19 protein-coding genes are annotated in these 19609 nt (G+C 67.1%); 11 read left to right on the top strand and 8 right to left on the bottom strand.

Translation table 11 applies throughout. The annotated features are described in order from the left end of the window. Positions 1-6: 6 nt before the first annotated feature. Both A5758_RS24625 and A5758_RS24620 read right to left on the bottom strand, forming a co-directional pair. Positions 7-636 (bottom strand): class I SAM-dependent methyltransferase, encoded by a 630-nt coding sequence (locus A5758_RS24625; protein WP_067745635.1) that lies wholly within the window; start codon positions 634-636, stop codon positions 7-9. Positions 637-701: 65 nt separating this feature from the next. Further along, the gene (locus A5758_RS24620) at positions 702-3017 is read right to left on the bottom strand and encodes an MMPL family transporter (protein ID WP_067745632.1); all 2316 of its coding nucleotides are present in this window, start codon (positions 3015-3017) and stop codon (positions 702-704) included. A gap of 314 nt (positions 3018-3331) precedes the next feature. Between A5758_RS24620 and A5758_RS26405 the strand changes: the two genes are divergently transcribed. Continuing rightward, complete coding sequence (locus A5758_RS26405; RefSeq protein ID WP_003878506.1) at positions 3332-3454, top strand: hypothetical protein; 123 nt, start codon at positions 3332-3334, stop codon at positions 3452-3454. Positions 3455-3586: 132 nt separating this feature from the next. Here the strand turns inward: A5758_RS26405 and A5758_RS24615 are convergent, their stop codons facing one another. Beyond that, positions 3587-4339: a 3-hydroxyacyl-CoA dehydrogenase gene (locus A5758_RS24615; RefSeq protein WP_067745629.1), complete on the bottom strand. Its 753-nt coding sequence runs from the start codon at positions 4337-4339 to the stop codon at positions 3587-3589. A 41-nt stretch (positions 4340-4380) separates the two neighbouring features. Further along, positions 4381-5466: a CaiB/BaiF CoA-transferase family protein gene (locus A5758_RS24610; protein WP_067202836.1), complete on the bottom strand. Its 1086-nt coding sequence runs from the start codon at positions 5464-5466 to the stop codon at positions 4381-4383. Between the two features lie 97 nt (positions 5467-5563). On the opposite strand from A5758_RS24610, the gene A5758_RS24605 reads away from it, so the two are divergent. Both A5758_RS24605 and A5758_RS24600 read left to right on the top strand, forming a co-directional pair. After that, entirely contained in the window at positions 5564-6373 is an 810-nt protein-coding gene (locus A5758_RS24605) for an enoyl-CoA hydratase (protein ID WP_067745627.1), read from the top strand. Between the two features lie 85 nt (positions 6374-6458). Then, positions 6459-7799 (top strand): DUF2867 domain-containing protein, encoded by a 1341-nt coding sequence (locus A5758_RS24600; RefSeq protein WP_067745624.1) that lies wholly within the window; start codon positions 6459-6461, stop codon positions 7797-7799. Between the two features lie 5 nt (positions 7800-7804). Here A5758_RS24600 and A5758_RS24595 read toward each other — a convergent pair whose 3' ends face one another. Both A5758_RS24595 and A5758_RS24590 read right to left on the bottom strand, forming a co-directional pair. Beyond that, on the bottom strand, positions 7805-8527 hold the full coding sequence (locus A5758_RS24595) for a CPBP family intramembrane glutamic endopeptidase (protein WP_067745612.1): 723 nt from the start codon (positions 8525-8527) through the stop codon (positions 7805-7807). Next, positions 8524-9669: an NAD(P)H-binding protein gene (locus A5758_RS24590; RefSeq protein WP_067745608.1), complete on the bottom strand. Its 1146-nt coding sequence runs from the start codon at positions 9667-9669 to the stop codon at positions 8524-8526. Before A5758_RS24590 ends, A5758_RS24595 begins: the two co-directional genes overlap by 4 nt. Positions 9670-9826: 157 nt before the next feature. Here A5758_RS24590 and A5758_RS24585 point away from each other — a divergent pair, with 157 nt between their 5' ends. After that, complete coding sequence (locus tag A5758_RS24585; RefSeq protein WP_067745605.1) at positions 9827-10327, top strand: isoprenylcysteine carboxyl methyltransferase family protein; 501 nt, start codon at positions 9827-9829, stop codon at positions 10325-10327. Then, entirely contained in the window at positions 10324-11340 is a 1017-nt protein-coding gene (locus A5758_RS24580) for an NAD(P)/FAD-dependent oxidoreductase (RefSeq protein WP_067745602.1), read from the top strand. Before A5758_RS24585 ends, A5758_RS24580 begins: the two co-directional genes overlap by 4 nt. A gap of 1 nt (position 11341) precedes the next feature. Here A5758_RS24580 and A5758_RS24575 read toward each other — a convergent pair whose 3' ends face one another. Then, positions 11342-12145 carry a crotonase/enoyl-CoA hydratase family protein gene (locus tag A5758_RS24575; RefSeq protein ID WP_082939834.1) on the bottom strand — a complete coding sequence of 268 codons (804 nt, stop codon included), beginning with the start codon at positions 12143-12145 and terminating at the stop codon, positions 11342-11344. Next, positions 12142-13287, bottom strand: a complete 1146-nt coding sequence (locus tag A5758_RS24570) for a thiolase family protein (protein ID WP_067202812.1) — start codon at positions 13285-13287, stop codon at positions 12142-12144. Before A5758_RS24570 ends, A5758_RS24575 begins: the two co-directional genes overlap by 4 nt. A gap of 746 nt (positions 13288-14033) precedes the next feature. On the opposite strand from A5758_RS24570, the gene A5758_RS26615 reads away from it, so the two are divergent. The 6 genes from A5758_RS26615 to A5758_RS24540 form a co-directional block, all read left to right on the top strand. Beyond that, the gene (locus A5758_RS26615; protein WP_197504060.1) at positions 14034-14405 is read left to right on the top strand and encodes a TetR/AcrR family transcriptional regulator; all 372 of its coding nucleotides are present in this window, start codon (positions 14034-14036) and stop codon (positions 14403-14405) included. An 813-nt stretch (positions 14406-15218) separates the two neighbouring features. Next, positions 15219-15932, top strand: a complete 714-nt coding sequence (locus A5758_RS24560; protein WP_369816488.1) for an MlaE family ABC transporter permease — start codon at positions 15219-15221, stop codon at positions 15930-15932. Between the two features lies 1 nt (position 15933). Then, on the top strand, positions 15934-16812 hold the full coding sequence (locus A5758_RS24555; protein WP_067745729.1) for an ABC transporter permease: 879 nt from the start codon (positions 15934-15936) through the stop codon (positions 16810-16812). A gap of 5 nt (positions 16813-16817) precedes the next feature. Further along, positions 16818-18125, top strand: a complete 1308-nt coding sequence (locus tag A5758_RS24550; protein WP_067745593.1) for an MCE family protein — start codon at positions 16818-16820, stop codon at positions 18123-18125. Further along, the gene (locus A5758_RS24545; RefSeq protein WP_067745590.1) at positions 18122-19162 is read left to right on the top strand and encodes a virulence factor Mce family protein; all 1041 of its coding nucleotides are present in this window, start codon (positions 18122-18124) and stop codon (positions 19160-19162) included. The genes A5758_RS24550 and A5758_RS24545 overlap by 4 nt, the downstream gene beginning before the upstream one ends. Continuing rightward, positions 19159-19609, top strand: a 451-nt coding sequence (locus A5758_RS24540; RefSeq protein ID WP_156622782.1) for an MlaD family protein, incomplete at its 3' end; no start/stop codon positions are given. The genes A5758_RS24545 and A5758_RS24540, both read left to right, overlap by 4 nt.

Below are 19609 nucleotides of genomic sequence, written 5' to 3'. Positions count from 1 at the left end.
CGGGAATTACGGCCTGCGGGCGCGGCCCAGCAGGATTTCCGACACCGGCATAGGCGCCCATGCGGGCAATGTGAACTCGCGCCGGGAGACGTCGACCTCGAATCCGGCGTCGATGATCGAGCGCTCGGTGTCGCGGTGGGTGTGGCAGTTGCCGAACAACCGGGGCCACAGCGTCGCGTCGGCGATCCGCTGGAAACGGCCCCGCGCTCCGGCGCTCGCCACGTGCTCGAGGTAGCGCAGCTCTCCGCCCGGGCGCAGCAGCGAATACAGGCGTCGCAACACGCCGCCGGGATCCTGCACGGAGCACAACACCAGCGAGCAAACCACGGCGTCGAAGGGCTCGCCGCCGCTGAATCCCTCGGCCGTCTCGCCCGCCACGACGACGCGGGCGGGCACCACGTCCGCCGCCGCCCGTGCCTGGGCGGCCAGCCGCGGCTCGGGCTCGACCGCGACCACCTCGTGGACCGACTCCGGGTAGTGCGGAAAGTTCGTCCCGATACCCGCACCGACCTCCAGCACCCGCCCCGACAACCCCGAAAGGTTCTCCCGGCGAAGGGCCCGGATCACCTCGGTTTCATGGGTGGCGACGACGGGCCAGATTCGCGCGAAGAACGGGTTGTCCACCGCCGTTGTCATACACGTCAACCTTCCGACTCGGATGAGCCTCACAATAGGGTCTTGCCGACGAACCGATCGGCGCGTCAGCCGATGTTGGACACGGGTTCCACCAGCCGGCCGGCGTCCAGCGGCACCGGCTCGACGTATCCGTGGGCCCCTCCCTCGCTGATGCCGAACCGATCATGCAGCCAGGCCAGCGGCCTGGGCGCCCACCAATTCCACCGGCCCATCACATGCATGAACGCTGGCACCACGACCATTCGCACCAGGGTGGCGTCGGCGAACACCGCGAGCGTCAGTCCCAGGCCGAACATCCGCATGAACGAAACGTGGGCGGCGATCAGCGCCGCGAACGACATCGACATCACCAAGGCGGCCGCGGTGATCACCCGGCCGGTACGGGCGACGCCGAGCGCGACGCTCTCGTCGTTGGCGGCGTGCGCCTCCTTCGGGGTCGGCCGTCCGGGTCGAGCGGCCCCGGACGCGAGCCAGTACTCGCGGATCCGCGAGAGCAGGAACACCTCGTAGTCCATCGACAGCCCGAAGGCGATGCAGAACAGCAGCACCGGCATGTTGGCGACCAGCGTCCCGCTCGGCGTGGTTCCGAGCGCCCCGAGATGCCCGTCCTGGAAGATCCACACCAGCGCACCGAAGGCCGCGGTCAGCGAGAGGATGTTGCAGGCCAGCGCCTTCGCGGGCAGCACCACGCTGCCGGTGAGCAGGAACAGCAGGACGAACGTCACGGCGGCCATCAACCCGAGCACCAGCGGAAGCCGATCGGTGACCGCATCCACGCTGTCGCGGTTGACCTGGGCGACACCGCCCATCGCGACGGCTCGGCCGGCCGGCCCGGGCACCTCATGCAACCGCTTGAGCTGCGCGTCGTTGGCCGGCGAGAACAGCGGCGCCGCGCTGCTGACGGTTAGGAAGGCGCTGCCGTCGGCCAGACCGGTGGCCCCCGCGGGCGGTCCCGTCCGGTTCCCGCCGACAAAGGTCCCGCCCGGAGCCGACACGTCCGACACGTCGGGAACCCGCGACAAGTCGGCGGCGTACCGGTCAAGGTCCGCCGGATTCAGGCCACGCGCGTCGGGAACGACGACCGGCACGGTCGTGGCGGAGTCGTCCGCGAAATCGTTGCGCAGTCGGTCACCGACCTGGTGCGACGACGTCGAACGCGGCAGCACGCGGTCGTCCGGGAAGCCCCATTTCACGCCGAGGAACGGCAGCCCGAGCAGGAGCAGCAACGCAACGACGGTCAGGCCGATCGGCGCCCACCGGCGCATCACCAGCTTGCTCGACCGGTACCAGAACAGCTGCTCGACGGGCTTGTGCACCGGCTCGGGGCGCCGGAACACCCGGCGCAACAGCCGGCGGACGTCCAGCGCGTCCAGCCGGGGACCGAGCAGGACGATGGCGGCCGGCGTTAGCACGATCGAGGCGGTCGCGACGAAGGCCACGGTGGCCACGCCGGCGTAGGCGAACGACTTGAGGAAGTACATCGGGAACGCCACCGTCGCCGACATGGACAACGCCACGGTGACCGCGGAGAACAGCACCGTGCGCCCGGAGGTCGCCATGGTCCGGATCAGCGCCTCTTCCCGGTCGCTGCCCTCGGCCAGCTCGTCGCGATAGCGGCTGACGATCAGCAGTGTGTAGTCGATGGCCAGCGCCAGGCCCAACGCGGTGCTCAGGTTGAGCGCGAAGATCGACACTTCGGTGCTGAACGTGATCAGCCGCAATACCGTCATCGAACCGACGACGGCCAGCGCGCCCAGCGCCATCGGCAACGCCGCCGCCAGCAGCCCGCCGAACACCCAGATAAGGATCAGGAAGCTCAGCGGGAGCGCGATCATCTCCATCACCAGCAGATCGGCCTGGTTCTGCGTGTTGATCTGGGCGTACTGCATCGCCGCGCCGCCGGCGCTGACGGTCACGCCGTCACGGTCGTGGATGAACTGGTCCGCGATGGTCTGGGCGTTGGTCTGCGCGTAGTTCTCGCCGCCCTTGAGGTTGACCACGAGCAGGCCCGACTTGCCGTCGCGGCTGATCAGGTCGCCGGCCGCCTCAGGCGGGACCGTCCACGGCGACGACACGTTGTAGACCAACGGTGACTTCTGCAGCTGGTTGGCCAGGTCGGTCCCCACGGTGCGGGCCTGTTCGCTGTTGGTGCCCCCGGGCGCTGTCACCAGGATCAGCATCTGCTGACCGCTCTGCCCGAACTTGTCGCTCAACACCTGGATCGCATGGGCGGACTCCGAGTGCGGATCCTGGAAGCCCCCGGGCGACAGGCTCTTGGCGACGGGGATGCCGAAGATCGCGGCGGCGATGAAGACCAGGACACCTATTGCAATGATGCGGCGCGGCGCCGCGATGGCCAATCGGGCGATCCCCTGCAGCATGTCGAGCCCTTCCGCCGCCGGTGCTGATCGCGCTGGCCGCTGGCGTACCCGCGACAACCTAACAAACGCTAGTTTCCACGCGTCAAACAGATTCCTTTACAAGCACGGACGACGGCGGCTGCCGCGCGGTTCAATGCGGGCGTTTTAAACCGCCGCGACAGTAAGAGTCCGGCCAGAAAAATGTGTGCCAACTAAGCAGGTCACGGGCCTAAACGCCGCGGTCGGCCGCTTACAACCTACCGAGCGGTAAATTGCCACGGTTTTCCGAATCGTGACTCAAAGATTCCTTAATGGTGGCCCATACGCTCAGTGTCATGTGGATCGACGACACAAGTGCCGACGTCATCAAGGTTGACTTCGAAGCCCTCTACCACGGCGACGTCCTGGTGGAAGGCGAGACCTCGGAGCAGTTCGACGAACTGCAAGCGGCGAGCTGAGGTCCGACCATGAGCATGCTCGCACGCCTGTTAATGGCCGAACCCGCCGTCAGTCGATGGTTCCGTCGATAAGTTCTTGCTCCGTTACGAAAGCCCCCCGCTAGTCGCGGGGGGCTTTCGTCTTTGGAGACCTCAGCGAGGCGCCATGCGGATGGCGCCGTCCAGGCGGATGACCTCGCCGTTGAGCATCGGGTTTTCGATGATGTGCACCGCGAGCGCGCCGTACTCGTCGGGATCGCCCAGCCGGGCCGGGTGCGGAACCTGCTTGCCCAGCGACTTCTGCGCCTCCTCGGGCAGCGAACCCAGCAACGGGGTCTTGAACAACCCCGGCGCGATGGTCACCACGCGGATGAGCTCGCGCGACAGGTCGCGCGCGATCGGCAGCGTCATGCCGACCACGCCGCCCTTGGACGCCGAGTAGGCGGCCTGGCCGATCTGGCCCTCGAACGCGGCGACCGAGGCGGTGTTGATGATCACGCCACGCTCTTCCCCGACCGGTTCCGTTTTAGCGATGCGCTCGGCGGCCAGCCGTAGCACGTTGAACGTCCCGATCAGGTTGACCCCGACCACCTTCTTGAACGCGTCCAGCGGAAACGGGCCGTCCTTGGACAGCGTCTTGATCGCGTTGCCGATGCCGGCGCAGTTGACGTTGATGCGCACCGGGCCCAGCGACTCGGCGGTGTCCAGCGCCTTGCCGACAGCGGCCTCGTCGGTGACGTCGGCCTGCACGAAGCGGGCGCGCTCGCCGAGCTCTTGGACCGCCTCTTCGCCCCGCAGATCGATCACCACCACCTGCGCCCCGGCGTCGAGCAGCCGCTTGGTGGTGGCCAAGCCCAGGCCCGAGGCGCCCCCGGTGACGACGGCTACGGCGTCCTTGATTTCCATTCGAGTCCTTCCTTGAGTCCAGCCAACCAGTTGGTTGGCGACTATACCCAGTCGTTAAGCACGGCTTCGACGTCGGCCAGCGGGGCGGCCGGAGGGCGGGGCACGTCGGGCGTGGTGCGGGAGAACCGCGGGGCAGGCAACGGCTGCAAACCACCCTCAACTTCGTAAAACGTGTTCCGCTCGGTGATGTGCGGCTCGGTGTGCACCTCTCCGAACGCCAGCACCGGTGTCACGCACGCGTCGGAATCGGCGAACACCTTCGCCCAGTGGTCACGGTCGTGAGCGGCGAAGGCCGCCGTCAGCGCCGCGCGCAGCTCGGGCCAGCGGCTCACGTCGTTCTGCGCCGGCAGGCTGGCGGCGTCCAGGCCCAGGCCGGCGAGCATGGCCGCGTAGAACTGCGGCTCGATGGCGCCCACGGCGACGTAGCGCCCGTCGGCGCACTCATAGGTGTCGTAATAGGGCGCGCCGCCGTCGAGCATGTTGGTGCCGCGCACGTCCGACCACATGCCCAGCCCCCGCATCGCCCACATCATCTGGATCAGCACGCTGGAGCCGTCGACCATCGCGGCGTCGATCACCTGACCCTTGCCGGAGTTCTGCCGCTCCCACAGCGCGGACAGGATGCCGACCAACAAGAACATCGAGCCGCCGCCGAAGTCGCCGACCAGGTTCAGCGGCGGCACCGGCCGCTCGTCCGCCCGCCCGATGGCGTGCAGGATCCCGTTGAGGGAGATGTAGTTGATGTCGTGGCCCGCTTGCTGACTGCGCGGGCCGGACTGTCCCCAGCCCGTCATGCGGGCGTAGATCAGCCGCTCGTTCACCTCGGCGCACTGCTCGGGCCCGAGGCCGAGCCGCTCGGTGACGCCGGGGCGGAAGCCCTCGATCAACACGTCGGCTTTGGCGACGAGCTTGAACACGACGGCACGTCCCTCGTCGGACTTGAGGTCGACGGTCACCACGCGCCGGTTGCGCAGCATGGCGTCCTTGGCGACACCGCCGGGACCGGTCGATGGCCGATCGATGCGCACCACGTCGGCGCCCAGATCCCCCAAGATCATCGCCGCGTGCGGACCCGGCCCGATGCCGGCCAACTCGACGACCCGAAGTCCCTTCAGCGGTCCAGCCACGACCCACCGACCTTTCGTCTGCTCTGACGCCCGTTGTTGTTGGCATCTTCGCAGCCGCCCGCGGCGGGCGCGCAGCCCGGTCACTTAGGGTGAGCCCATGGCGCAATCCGCGATCGACACCCTGACCCCCGTCGCAGGCCTTTCCGTCACGCTGTCCGACGGCGTGTTGGCGGTGACCATCGACCGGCCGGACAGCCTCAATTCGCTGACCGTGCCGGTGATTACCGGCATCGCCGACGCGATGGAACGCGCGGCGAGCGACCCGGAGGTGAAGGTAGTGCGCCTCGGCGGCGCGGGCCGCGGCTTCTGCTCCGGAGCTGGGATCAGCGCCGACGACGTGTCCGACACCGGGCTCTCGCCCGACGAGATCGTCCTGGAGATCAACCGGCTGATCCGGGCGATCGCCGCGGTGCCGCACCCGGTGGTCGCCGTGGTCCAGGGACCGGCGGCCGGTGTCGGGGTTTCGCTGGCGCTGGCGTGCGACATCGTATTGGCTTCGGAGAGCGCCTTTTTCATGCTCGCCTTCACCAAGATCGGCCTGATGCCCGACGGCGGTGCTTCCGCGCTGATCGCCGCGGCCGTCGGCCGCATCCGGGCGATCAAGATGGCGCTGCTGCCCGAACGGCTGCCTGCCGCCGAGGCGCTGTCCTGGGGGCTGGTCAGCGCCGTCTACCCCGCCGACCAATTCGAGGCCGAGGTGGACAAGGTGATCGCCCGGCTGTTGGCGGGACCGGTCGCGGCGTTCGGCAAGACCAAGCTCGCCATCAACGCGGCCACGCTCCCCCAGTTGGATCCGGCTTTGCAGCGTGAGTACGAGGGGCAGGCGGTGCTGCTGCGATCGCACGACTTCGTCGAGGGCGCAACCGCTTTCCAGCAGCGCCGCACGCCGGACTTCACCGACCGCTGAGCCTGTGGTGCTTACCGGTGGCCCAAGCCGGTAATCCTCCCCCGCGTCGGGTCCGAATAATTCGAAGACGACGAACGGAGAACCCATGGCTGGACAGGTGAGCTGCCTGGTGACCGGGGCGACCGGCTACATCGGCGCCCGGCTGGTGCCGCGACTGCTCGACGAGGGCCACCAGGTGCGCGCCTTGGCGCGCAACCCTGCCAAGTTGGCGGACGTGCCGTGGCGGCAGCAGGCTGAGGTCGCGCGCGGCGACCTGGGCGACGTCGATTCGCTGGTCGCGGCGTTCGACGGGATCGACGTCGTCTACTACCTCGTTCATTCGATGGGAACGGCGAAGGATTTCACCGACGAGGAGACGCGGGCGGTCCGCAATGTCGTGACCGCTGCCCGGCAAACCGGCGTGCGGCGGATCGTGTATCTGAGCGGGCTGCATCCCGAGGGCCGCAAGCTCTCGCCACACCTCGAGTCGCGGACGGCCGTGGGCGACGCGCTCATCGCCTCGGGCATCGAAACCATCGTGCTGCAGGCGGGTGTCGTCGTCGGCTCGGGATCGGCCTCGTTCGAAATGATCCGGCACCTCACCGACCGGCTGCCGGTGATGACCACTCCGAAGTGGGTGCACAACAAGATCCAGCCAATCGCGGTGCGCGACGTGCTGTATTACCTGGTCGCCGCGGCTACGGCGGCGGTGCCCTCGTCGCGTACCTGGGACATCGGCGGGCCCGACGTGTTGGAGTACGGCGACATGATGCGGGTCTACGCCGAGGTCGCGGGCCTGGGCAAGCGGTATCTGATTGTGCTGCCGTTCTTGACGCCCACGATCGCCAGCCTCTGGGTCGGGACGGTGACGCCGATCCCGCCCGGTCTGGCGCGCCCCCTGATCGAGTCGCTGGAGTGCGACGCGGTGATGCGCAACCACGACATCGACAGTGTCATCGGGCTCCCGCCGGGCGGCCTGACCGCCTACCACCGGGCCGTCGAGTTGGCGCTGAGCCGTGCCGCGCGCGGCGTCCCGGAACCCTCGTGGTCGTCGTTGCGGACCGAACCGGCCGAGGCGCTGCCCACGGATCCCGATTGGGCGGGCGAGATCGTCTACACCGACGCGCGCACCGAGGAAACCGCCGCTGAACCCGCCGACGTCTGGGCGGCGGCGGAGGATGCCGTGAACGCGCGGGCGGCCGGATGGAAGGTCGAGGAGCGCGCGGCGGGCACGCTGTTGCGGCTGCGCTCAACCAAGCGAGCGCCGGGACGGGAATGGCTCGAGATCACGGTCACCCGGCCAGAGGGCCACGGCAGTCGCTACACCCAGCGGTCCATTTTCCTGCCGAGGGGCATCCCTGGCCGGGTGTACTGGTTCTTCGTGCGGCCGGCGCACGCCGCCGCCATGCGCGCGCTGGCCCGCGAAGTGGTCGGTTCGGTCCGATAACGGCGTCAGACGCCGAACATCGGGGGCAGCACGAGCACCATGATCAGCCCCCACACCAAGTGGGTGAGCATCGGCGCCAGGACACCCCCGGTCGCCCGGCGCTCGAACGCGCACACCGTGCCCAAGATGACCGCGGCGAAACCGAGCATGGGGTTGCCGCTGGCCAGCGTCGCGGCCGTGTAGAGGACGGTCGAAATCACGATGGGGTGGTAGCGACCCAGTGCGGTGTAGAGCGCGCCGCGGAAGAACACTTCCTCGGCGACGCCGTTGACAAGCGTGATCGCCACGATCACCGGATACCACCCGTGGTGGGCGTATTCCAGTACCCGGGTTATCAACTCCGCCACCGGCGTGATCTCGCGAGCGATCAGTCCGCCGACGACGAACACGCCCCCCAGCAGGAGACCGATGGTCGTCCCGGTGATGACCGGCCTTTGATTGCGGCCGCGCCAGCAGATGCCGCCCAGGTGCAGCGGGCCGGAGATGAACCCGCCGGCGAGCCACACCCCCGCCAGCGCCAGGGTCAGCCAGTAGAAGCTCGAATCCCCCGGATGGCGCCGTAGTGAAAACCCGAGTACCCCGGCGCCGACAACCACCGTGATGGCGACGATGACGCGCCGGCGTCGCACGACGGCCGGCGATTCGTGATGGGGCACAGCGACGTTGGTGAGGGCGCGCCACCACTCGGACAGCGTGCCTGTGGTGGACGGGGCGGTTGACTGACTCATGCGGGATGCACCTTCGGGGTCAGGGCGATCAGGAGATCAAGGCCGGTGCGAAGCGCCCCGGCGACCGGACCGGGGACCATGCTCACCAGCCCCAGAGCCGGCCGCACGATGGGCGGGGTGACCCGCCGGGCGACGTGGCGGATGCGCCGCACGTCACCACCGGCCCACGCGGGATCGGTGTCGGCGAGGTGATGGGGATCGGCCAGGGCGTTGACCGGGGACGGACGATTCGACTGATCGGCCAAGGCTAGGGCAATGGCGTCGTCGACGCCGAGCAGGCCACCGGGCGGGTCCGGCACCCGACCGCGTACGTCGCCCTTCGACGCCACCATCGGGTGCTCCAGCGATTCGACCAGATCACCGGCCAACCCGGGCGGCACCGGCAGGGCGACGCCGGTGATCAGCGACGCCAGCCCCGTGTCGACCCTGCCGACCGGCAACCCGGCGTGCCACCTGCCGGAGATGCGCGTATACGTCTTGAGCAACTCGCGGTAGGACGTGGTGTCCGGGCCGCAGATGTCATACGCCCCGGCCGGCACCAGGTCGGGGTCGGCGGCGGCGACGAGGTAATGCAGGACGTCACGGATCGAGATCGGGTCGATCGGGTTGTCCATCCAGCTCGGCATGGGAATGAGCGGAAAACGGTCGCCGACGTAGCGCATCATCTCGAACGAGGTCGAACCGGCACCGATGATCATCGCCGCGCCCAGCCACACCAGCTCCGGGCCGCCCGGGACGGTCAGGGCGTCGGCCACTTCGGCCCGGCTCGTCAGGTGCTCGGACAACACCTCGCCGGCGGGCACGAATCCGCCCAGGTAGACGATCCGGCGCACATCGGCGTCCCGAGCCGCCGCGGCCAGGTTGGCGGCCGCGGCCTTGTCGGCGTCGCGGAAGCCGGGCTGCCCGATGGCGTGCACCAGGTAATACACCACGTCAACGGGTCCGGCGTCGGCGAACGCGGCTCGGGTCGACGCGGGATCCGCGGCGTCGAGGGTCACCGGTGTGACTTCACCGTGCCATCCGAACCGCCTGAGGCGCTCAGGTTCTCGGGTGGCCGCCAGGACCTGGTGCCCGTCCGCCAGCAGCGCCGTGACCAGCCGAGATCCGACGTAGCCCGTGGCACCGGTGACCAGGATCCGCATACCGTCGACACTAGCGGGCGGAGACCGCCCGGGGGTGGCGGGCGTCACGGCACGGTGGCTTTCGGCCCGGAATTTTGCACTGGCATTACGCTCGCAAGGTTGAACCCGCGCGGCGGCGGCACCGTAGACCCGGTAGTCGTCAATAGATAGTGGAGACATGTATTACCTGTTGGTCCTGGCGGTCGGCATCGAGCGCGTCGTCGAGCTGGTGCTGTCCAAGCGCAACGCGCAGTGGTCGTTTGCCCAGGGCGCCAAGGAATTTGGTCGGTCGCATTATCCGGTGATGGTGCTCATCCACACCGGGCTGCTGGTCGGCTGCGTTCTCGAGCCGTGGGCGCTGCACCGGCCGTTCATCGCGTGGCTGGGTTGGCCGATGCTGGCGGTGGTGGCGCTCAGCCAGGGCCTGCGCTGGTGGTGCATCGCCACGCTGGGGCGGCGGTGGAACACCCGGGTGATCGTGCTGCCACAGGCTCCGCTGGTGCGCCAGGGTCCCTACCGGTGGCTGCACCATCCGAACTATGTTGCAGTGGTGGCTGAGGGGTTGGCGCTGCCGTTGGTGCACACGGCGTGGCTTACGGCGGCCATTTTCACCCTGGCGAACGCGGCGCTGCTGAGGGTGCGGCTGCAGGTCGAGAACTCCGCGCTGGGCTACACGTGACCGACTACGACACCGACCTGTTGATTGTCGGCGGCGGCCCGGGCGGCCTGGCCACGGCGTTACACGCACGCCGCCAAGGACTTTCGGTGATCGTCGCCGACCCGCGCGAGGGTCCCATCGACAAGGCGTGCGGCGAGGGCCTGATGCCCAGCGGGCTGGCCGAGCTGACGTCCCTCGGGGTCGACCCGGTCGGCATGCCCTTCCATGGCATCGCGTACGTCAGCGAACACCGCCGGGCGCAGGCGCGGTTTCGCAATGGGCCGGGCCGGGGGGTGCGGCGCACGACGTTGCACGCGGCACTGGCCGCGCGCGCCAAAGAGCAAGACGCCGAATGGATTCGGACGCGGGTGACCACCGTGCAGCAGGACGCCCACGGGGTGACGGCCGCCGGTGTGCGCGCGAAATGGTTGGTGGCGGCCGACGGACTGCATTCTCAGGTCAGGCGGTCCGTCGGAATCACGGCGACGGCGGGGACGCCGCGGCGCTACGGCGTCCGTTGGCATTACCGGGTGCCGGCGTGGTCGGAATTCGTCGAAGTGCACTGGTCGCGCTGGGGCGAGGCATACGTGACCCCGGTGGAACCGGACCTGGTTGGCGTGGCGATCCTGTCGCGGGGCCGGCCCGACCTCGCCTGGTTCTCCCGGCTGGCCGGGCAGTTACAGGGCGCCGGCCGCGGCGAGGCGCGTGGGTGCGGGCCGTTGCGGCAGGTGGTCTCCCGCCGCGTCGCGGGACGGGTGCTCCTGGTCGGTGACGCGGCGGGGTACGAGGACGCGCTGACCGGCGAGGGTATCAGCCTGGCGGTCAAGCAAGCGGCCGCGGCGGTCGCCGCCATCGTCGACGAGAAACCGTCATCGTATGAGCTTGCGTGGCAACGGATTACCCGAAGCTACCGGTTACTTACCCGCGGCCTGGTGTTGGCCAGCACCCCACCGCTCACGCGCCGTGCCATCGTGCCGGCGTGCACGCTGCTGCCCGGCACGTTCCGGCGCGGAGTGAACGTCCTCGCGACCTGAGCTAGCGCGCCTTCCAGACCGGCTCGCGCTTCTCGGCGAAAGCGAGCGGCCCCTCCTTGGCGTCTTCGGACCGCAGCAGGACGCCCATTTCTTTCATGGTGCGCTGCCATCCCGCTTCCTCGTCGGTGACGACCCCGTCGTCGACGCCGTAGGCGATGCGCTTGCTGGCCTGCACGGACAGCGGCGCGTTGACGGTCACCCTGGCGGCCAGGGCCAACGCGGCTTCCAGCACCGTGCCCTCCTCGACCACCTGGTTGATCAGCCCCCATTCGAAGGCGTCGGAGGCGGTGATCGGCTCGCCGGTCAGCAGCAGCTCCATTCCCACCTTGCGCGGCAGCTGCTGCACGATCCTGAACACGCCGCCCGCGGCCGCAATCAGCCCGCGTTTCACCTCCGGCAGGCCGAACTTTGCCCGCTCGTCTGCCACCACCAGGTCACTGGCCAGGGCCAGCTCGGTGCCCCCACCCAGGGCGGTGCCGTTGACCGCCGCGATGGTGGGCTTGTCGATGAAGTGGTGCACGTAACCTGCGAACCCCCACTCGCCGTGCTCGGGGTGATACAGGTTCTCCCGGCGCGAGATCGCCTTGAGATCGGCACCGGCGCAGAACGACTTGTCGCCGGCGCCGGTGATCACCACGGCCCGCACCTCAGGGTCGTGCTGCGCCGCGTCGAGCGCGTCCCCCACGCCGATGCTGACGGCACCGTTGACCGCGTTGCGGGCCTCGGGCCGGTTGATGGTGATCACCATGACGTTGCCGCGTCGTTCGGCCAGCACCGCCGGCTGGTCGCTGGCAGCGTCCGTCACAACAGCTCCACGATGGTGGCGTTGGCCTGGCCACCACCTTCGCACATCGTCTGCAGGCCGTAGCGAATTCCCTTGTCGCGCATGTGGTAGAGCAGCGTGGTCATCAACCGCGCACCCGAGCCGCCGAGCGGGTGGCCCAGCGCGATGGCGCCGCCGTTGGGGTTAAGCTTCTTCTCATCGGCCCCAATGTCTTTCAGCCACGCCAGCGGGACGGGCGCGAACGCCTCGTTGACCTCGTAGGCCCCGATGTCGCCGATCGAGAGGCCGGACTTCTTGAGCGCCTTCTGCGTCGCCGGGATGGGCGCGGTCAGCATGATCACCGGGTCGGCGCCGGCCAGTACCGCGGTGTGCACCTTGGCGATCGGTGTGAGGCCCAGTTCCTTGGCCTTCTCTGCCGACATGAACAGGAGTGCGGCCGAACCGTCGGTGATTTGCGAGGAGTTGCCGGCATGGATCACCCCGTCTTCCTTGAACGCCGGCTTCAGCGACGCCATCTTCTCCATCGGGGTGCCGCGGCGGATACCCTCGTCCTTGAGTACGACGTTGCCATCCTGATCCTTGATGCCGACGATCTGGTCGTCGAACGCGCCGGAATCCTGTGCTGCAGCGGCCTTTTCGTGTGATCCCAGCGAGAATTCGTCGAGCGCGGTGCGGTCGAAGCCCCACTGCTCGGCGATCATTTCGGCACCGAGGCCCTGGTTGGGCGTCTTGTGGTAGCGGTCCTTGAAGGCCTGCGGGTAGGGGTTGCCGCCACCGGCCAGCGACGAACCCATGGGGGTGCGCGACATCGACTCGACACCCCCGGCGACGACGACGTCGTAGTGTCCGGCGACCACGCCCGCCGCGGCGAAGTGGATGGACTGCTGGCTCGACCCGCATTGGCGGTCGACGGTCACGCCCGGCACGGTCTCGGGCCAACCGGCGGCCAGCAGCGCGGTGCGGCCGATGTCGAGGGCCTGCTCACCGGCCTGCATGACGCAGCCCCAGATGACGTCGTCGACGATTCCCGGGTCGATACCGGCCTTGTCGACCAGCCCGTTGAGGACCTGCGCGGACAGGTCGGCCGGGTGCACCCCCGACAGGCCTCCGTTGCGTTTCCCGAGCGGTGAGCGGACGGCCTCGACGATGACGGCTTCAGCCATGGTTGTGTCTCCTTTGACGTGACGTGTTGACTTCAGACGAAGTGGGTCTTGGATCGATTGTCAACCAAGGGGTTGGGAGGTTGCAGAGCGGGGTGGTTGCGGCGAGGCCAAGCCTGGTTAACTCGTACCGGCCTCCATGCCAACGCGCCCGTGAGGCCATTTGCTGCCACCGCGGCCGTGAGTCGACCAGACAGCAGTTGCCAAAGGTGCACGTGGATGCGAACCGTTGGTGAATCCTTCAGGCCTCCGAATTTCGGTCCCATTGTCAGGCGACTTACGAGCCCTTGGGGATGGGTCGAAATGCCCTGTTCGGCGGCGGCATTCGGAGAGACATTGGATTTGGTCTGGAGTATTTGAGCGTTCGGATCGGAGGAGAGAACCCCGCCAAGGGAGTTCACAAATGTTAGACAGCCCAACGGTCCACACCAACGGCGTCCCCCGGCAGCGCGTACGGGATGCTGAACTATTAAGAGAGTCAGGCGTGCACAAGCTCGTGATCGCCGACCGCCACGGCAACTGCTTAGCGTTCGTATTGGAGCTACGGCACCTAATGCCGTCGCCGAACGGCTGGTTGAACACCGCGAGCGAGCATTCTTCAGCATCCGGGCCCTCACCGTCAGAGGCGGGCAGCGCCGCCGCTGCCCGCGCCGACCAGGTGACCGGCTCGGCAACATAACCGGTAGGGGATGCGCGCGTGGCGGGTCTAATAGACCGGTCGACGGTTAGTTTCATGCCGAAGGTTGACGATGCCCAGATTGCCCGGTAGACGTAATGAGATTCTGGAAGCGTTTGTGCGCTATGTCGCCGAACGTGGCTACGAGAGAACGAATCTCGGCGATATCACCGACGATCTTGGCATGTCCAAGGGCACCATCGTTCATCACTTCGGAACCAAAGTCCGCGGCGTACTAACGCATAGCCGCAATCATGTACGCGTCCGCACGGCTACAGGTGCTCGCCCGCAACGCGACGGTAGCAAGCCAGCGGGGCGTCTTCGTCGATGTCTTCCTCAGCGGGCTGCAGTTCGACCGCGTGGCGCTGTGCAAGCGAGCGAACCCTCCACGGAAGTCGTCTGTCGCGCACGACCCCTTGCCGCGGTACCGGGTGCAACAGATTGAACAGCGCGGCGACAGAATGCTTTGCGGGAGCGGGTAGTTGGCCCGTAGTCCATTCTCACTTGTAGCACTGAACGAGCTTGTATTGCCATTGTCGTAGTGCAACTAGTCGCTGTACGTACCGTCGATTTGTTCGCTGACGAAGGCCGGTGGACGTGCATCCGATGGCACGCCAAGGGCAGTGTATAGGCCCAAGTCGCCGAAGCGTCGCGATCATGGAGCAGCCCAAAAGATTCCGGCGCAGTGATCCGCCATTCATATCTCGGGTATTCAATTATTGACTGACCGTACGCGCGTGTCGACGCTTCTATCTAAGCGTCGAGTGCCATAGTTGCTGCGTGGCACAACCGAGGGGATTCGGAGCGGGCCGGAGGACGTCGGTCAAGGGGCGCAAGTGATCGACCGGTGTCTGGAGCCCGGTGATGCGTTACGCGGCGAGTCAGACCAAGCACCGTTGTGCCGGAAGTTGAGGCGATGCCGTCGGAGACCTTCGTCGTTCGCCGAAGACTCGAAATGCCCGCTAGCGAATAGCTTTTCGGTGCACCGTCACTCTGCCGACATGCTTGCGAATCGGGATCGCGACCGCCAACGCTATCTCGCGCTCACGACAATGCATGACCCGCTTATGCAGACGACGCGATTCGGCAGTCCGGTCGGTCACCACACGCCGACCCGGATCCGTGCCCTCAAGCGATCGACGGCGCAAGCGCATGCGCCACGTCGGGAGCCGCACCGATGACTGCCTTGAATGCGGTCGCCGCCAAATTTGGAAACCACCTCTGGGCAGGGGCGGAAGTGACCGGCGGGTTCTTCCGAATGTGCGCACTGACCGGCAAAGCCCTGACACGGCCGTTCCAGTGGCGTGAGTTCATCGTGGCTGGCTGGTTCCTCATGCGGGTATCGTTCCTGCCCGCTATCGCGCTGTCCATCCCGGAAACCGTGCTGCTCATATTCACGTTCAACGTCCTACTAGGCGAGTTCGGCGCCGCGGACACCTCTGGTGCTGGTGCTGGGATCGCCGCGGTCACCCAGCTCGGCCCGATCGTGACGGTGATGGTGGTCGGCGGCGCCGGGGGCACTGCTATCTGCGCCGACCTCGGCGCGCGCACCATCCGCGAGGAGATCGATGCGCTCGAGGTGCTCGGTATCGACCCGATCCATCGGCTGGTGGTGCCCCGCGTCGTCGCCTCCACAATCGTCGCGGTGTTGCTCAACGGCCTGGTGGTCGGCGTCGGACTGGCGGGCGGCTACCTGTTCAGCGTGTACCTGCAGAACGTCTCGAGCGGTGGCTACGTGTCCACGCTGACGGCACTTACCGGCCTGCCCGAGGTGGTGATCGCGATTATCAAGGCCGCGACGTTCGGGCTGGTCGCCGGCCTGGTCGGCTGTTATCGAGGGCTGATCGTACGCGGCGGATCCAGAGGTCTGGGCACTGCCGTCAACGAGACGGTGGTGCTGTGCTTCATCGCGCTTTTCGCGATCAACGCGGCACTGACCACGATCGGTGTCCGGTTCGGACCGGGCCGCTGACATGGCAGCGGCTACCGCGGTTGTCGCGCCGCGTACCCGCTTCCCGCGGGCAGCCGCTGCCCTCCGTGATTACGGTGACGCCGCGCCCCGGCTACTGGTCGAGGTCGGGCAGATGGTCTGGTTCGCGCTGAGTGCAGTCGGGCAGATCCCCTTCGCGCTACACCGCTACCGCAGAGAGCTGCTGCGCATGATTGCCCAGATGGGGTTGGGCACTGGCGCGATGGCCGTGGTCGGCGGCACCGCCGCCATCATCGGCTTCATCACTCTAGCCGCGGGCTCACTGGTCGCCATCCAGGGCTACGCGACGCTGGGCAACGTCGGTGCCGACGCATTCACCGGCTTTTTGGCCGCAATGGTCAATGTGCGGTTTGTGGCGCCGGTCGCCGCCGGTCAGGCGCTGGCCGCCACGGTCGGCGCCGGCGCCACCGCCGAACTGGGCGCCATGCGCATCAGCGAGGAGATCGACGCCCTGGAGGTGATGAGCATCCGGTCGGTTGCCTATCTGGCCTCCACCCGGGTGGTGGCGGGTCTCGTCGTCATCATCCCGCTCTACGGGCTGGCGATGACCCTGGCCTTCCTCTCCGCACAGGTCACCACCGTGTTGTTCTACGGGCAGTCCCCCGGCACCTACAACCACTACTTCCATACATTCCTGCGCCTCAACGACGTGGGCTGGTCGTTCGCACAGGTGCTCCCGGCTGCGGTGATCGTGATGACCACCCACTGCTACTACGGCTATACCGCCACCGGCGGGCCGGTCGGCGTCGGTGAAGCGGTCGGCCGATCGATGCGGCTGTCGTTGGTGACAATCGTTGTCGTCGTCGTGCTCACCGCGATGGCGGTCTACGGCAAAAACCCGAACTTCAACCTCACCGTGTAGCCGCCATGACGAGCCCGGTGCAGGAGAACCCGCCACGTATCCCGCCGTACAAGACAACGGCTCTGGTGTTCGCGGCTGTCGCTGCGATGGTGCTTGCGTTCGTATGGTTGCAGTTTCGGGGCCAGTTCACGCCGACGACACGCTTGACGATGTTGGCTCCCCGGGCCGGTTTGGTGATGGACTCGGGGTCGAAGGTCACCTACAACGGGGTGGAAATCGGCCGGGTGGCCAGCATTTCGGAAATCCAGCGTAACGGCCTACCGGCGGCCAAGTTCGTCTTGGACGTGAATCCGAAGTACATCGAGCTGATCCCGGCCAACGTGGACGCCAATATCGACGCGACCACCGTCTTCGGAAACAAGTATGTGTCGTTGACCTCACCGAAAAACCCTGTGCCGCAAACCATCAGCCCACAGCAAGTGATTTATGCCGGGTCCGTTACAACGGAGCTCAACACGTTGTTCGAGACGCTCACCGCGATCGCGGAGAAGGTGGATCCGGTCAAGGTGAACCTGACGCTGGCCGCAGCCGCGCAGGCGTTGACTGGCTTGGGCGACAAGCTCGGGCAGTCGATCGTCAACGCCAACGCCATCCTCGACGACATCAATCCGCAAATGCCGCAGACCCGGCATGACATTCAAGGGCTGGCTGACCTGGGCGGCACCTTCGCCAACGCCGCACCGGATCTGCTCGACTCCCTCAACAACGCGGTCATCACAGCGCGCACGCTGCACCGCCAGGAAGCCGACCTGGATGCCGCGCTGTTGGCCGCCACCGGCTTGGGCAACGCCGGTGCCGACATTTTCCGGCGGGGCGGGCCGTACCTGCAGCGAGGGATGGCCGACCTGGTGCCCACCGCCCAGCTGCTCGACACCTACAGCCCCGAGATCTTCTGCACCATCCGCAACTACTACGACGAGGAACCCAGGGCCTACGCGGCGACGGGCGGCGGCAACGGCTACGCGATGAAAACCATGACCGAGCTGACGTCAGGCTTGGGAGGCCTACTGACTCCCCCAGGGTTGACCGGCACCGCGGCCACCATGGGGCTCCTCGGGCTGGCCGGACTGGTCGGCGGGGCGCCGAATCCCTATGTGTATCCGGATAATTTGCCGCGGGTGAACGCCCGCGGCGGCCCCGGGGGTGCGCCGGGTTGCTGGCAGCCCATCACACACGATCTGTGGCCCGCGCCGGAACTAGTGGTGGACACCGGTGCCAGCCTCGCGCCCTACAACCACTTAGACACCGGCTCACCGTACGCAATCGAGTACGTGTGGGGCCGCCAAGTCGGGGACAACACGATCAACCCATGAAAATCACCGGCACCGCTATCAAGCTCGGCATCGTCTCGTTGGCGCTGCTGCTGATCACCGTGGCGATCGTGGTGGTGTTCGGTCAGATGCGCTTCAACAGCACCAACAGTTACACCGCGGAGTTCAACAACGCCAGCGGCCTGCGCGACGGCCAGTTCGTTCGTGCCGCGGGAGTGGAGATCGGCAAGGTCAAAAAAGTGCGGCTGCTCGACGACAGCATGCGGGTGCAGGTGGACTTCGATGTGGACCGCTCGATACCGCTCTACCAGTCGACGACCGCGCAGATCCGCTATCTCGACCTCATCGGTAATCGCTACCTGGAGCTCAAGCACGGCGACGGTGAGGGCACTGACCGCATCCTGCCGGCGGGCGGCTTCATCCCGCTATCGCGAACCTCACCGGCGCTGGATCTCGACGCCCTGATCGGTGGTTTCAAGCCGCTGTTTCGGGCGCTCGATCCGGAGAAGGCCAACACCATCGCGTCAGCCATCATCACCGTGTTTCAGGGTCAGGGCGGCACCATCAACGACATCCTCGACCAGACCGCGCAGCTGACCGCGCACATCGCCGAACGCGACCAGGCCATCGGCGAGGTGGTCAACAACCTGAACACCGTGCTGGACACCACCGTTCGGCATCGCAAGGAATTCGACCAGGCCGTCGACAACTTCGAGAGATTGATCACCGGCCTGAAGAACCACGCCGACCCACTGGCCGCCGCCACCGCGAACATCAGCAACGCCGCCGGGACAGTGGCCGACCTACTCGCGGACAACCGCGCTTTGCTGCACAAGGAGATCAACTACCTGCAGGCACTTCAGCAGCCGCTCGTGGACCAACGCGATCAGCTCGGCGATCTGATCCACAAGATGCCGAGCGCGCTCAACCTGATCGGACGCAGCATCGGCTTGTACGGGGACTGGGGCAACTACTACGTCTGCGACCTCACCATCAAGTGGAACGGACTGCAACCCGGCGGTCCGGTACGCACGGTTCGGATCTGGCAGCAGCCCACCGGTAGGTGCACGCCGCAATGAGAACACTGACGGAATTCAACCGCGGCCGGGTCGGGCTGATGGGCATCACCGTGGTGGCGCTCGTGGTCGCCGTCGGCCAAAGCTTCACCAGCGTCCCGATGATCTTCGCCAGCCCGAGCTACTACGGGCAGTTCACCGACACCGGTCAACTGAAAAAGAACGACAAGGTGCGCATCTCCGGCGTGAATGTCGGCACGGTGCAGGCGCTCAACATCGACGGCGACCACGTCCTGATCAAGTTTTCCATCGGCGGCAAAAGGATCGGCACCGAGAGCCGGCTCGCCATCAAGACCGACAACATCCTGGGTAAGAAGGTGCTCGAGATCGAGCCGCGGGGAACCCAGACGTTGCGGCCCGGGGCCGTGTTACCGCTGGGCCAAAGCACCACGCCATATCAGCTCTACGACGCGAACTTCGACATCACCAGGGCCGCCGCCGGCTGGGACA

The organism is Mycobacterium sp. 852014-50255_SCH5639931 (assembly GCF_001665605.1).
GTDB lineage: Bacteria > Actinomycetota > Actinomycetes > Mycobacteriales > Mycobacteriaceae > Mycobacterium > Mycobacterium paraffinicum.
This window is presented reverse-complemented; position numbering and strand designations above follow the sequence as displayed.

What these genes read in the sequence shown, in the direction of transcription:
- A5758_RS24545 (WP_067745590.1), top strand. Translation starts at nt 18,122, where the DNA reads ATGAAAATCACCGGCACCGCTATCAAGCTCGGCATCGTCTCGTTGGCG.
- A5758_RS24620 (WP_067745632.1), bottom strand. Translation starts at nt 3,017, where the DNA reads ATGCTGCAGGGGATCGCCCGATTGGCCATCGCGGCGCCGCGCCGCATC.
- A5758_RS24595 (WP_067745612.1), bottom strand. Translation starts at nt 8,527, where the DNA reads ATGAGTCAGTCAACCGCCCCGTCCACCACAGGCACGCTGTCCGAGTGG.
- A5758_RS24570 (WP_067202812.1), bottom strand. Translation starts at nt 13,287, where the DNA reads ATGGCTGAAGCCGTCATCGTCGAGGCCGTCCGCTCACCGCTCGGGAAA.
- A5758_RS24585 (WP_067745605.1), top strand. Translation starts at nt 9,827, where the DNA reads ATGTATTACCTGTTGGTCCTGGCGGTCGGCATCGAGCGCGTCGTCGAG.
- A5758_RS24600 (WP_067745624.1), top strand. Translation starts at nt 6,459, where the DNA reads ATGGCTGGACAGGTGAGCTGCCTGGTGACCGGGGCGACCGGCTACATC.
- A5758_RS24550 (WP_067745593.1), top strand. Translation starts at nt 16,818, where the DNA reads ATGACGAGCCCGGTGCAGGAGAACCCGCCACGTATCCCGCCGTACAAG.
- A5758_RS26405 (WP_003878506.1), top strand. Translation starts at nt 3,332, where the DNA reads ATGTGGATCGACGACACAAGTGCCGACGTCATCAAGGTTGACTTCGAA.
- A5758_RS24555 (WP_067745729.1), top strand. Translation starts at nt 15,934, where the DNA reads ATGGCAGCGGCTACCGCGGTTGTCGCGCCGCGTACCCGCTTCCCGCGG.
- A5758_RS24605 (WP_067745627.1), top strand. Translation starts at nt 5,564, where the DNA reads ATGGCGCAATCCGCGATCGACACCCTGACCCCCGTCGCAGGCCTTTCC.
- A5758_RS24625 (WP_067745635.1), bottom strand. Translation starts at nt 636, where the DNA reads ATGACAACGGCGGTGGACAACCCGTTCTTCGCGCGAATCTGGCCCGTC.
- A5758_RS24590 (WP_067745608.1), bottom strand. Translation starts at nt 9,669, where the DNA reads ATGCGGATCCTGGTCACCGGTGCCACGGGCTACGTCGGATCTCGGCTG.
- A5758_RS24560 (WP_369816488.1), top strand. Translation starts at nt 15,219, where the DNA reads ATGTGCGCACTGACCGGCAAAGCCCTGACACGGCCGTTCCAGTGGCGT.
- A5758_RS24615 (WP_067745629.1), bottom strand. Translation starts at nt 4,339, where the DNA reads ATGGAAATCAAGGACGCCGTAGCCGTCGTCACCGGGGGCGCCTCGGGC.
- A5758_RS26615 (WP_197504060.1), top strand. Translation starts at nt 14,034, where the DNA reads ATGCCCAGATTGCCCGGTAGACGTAATGAGATTCTGGAAGCGTTTGTG.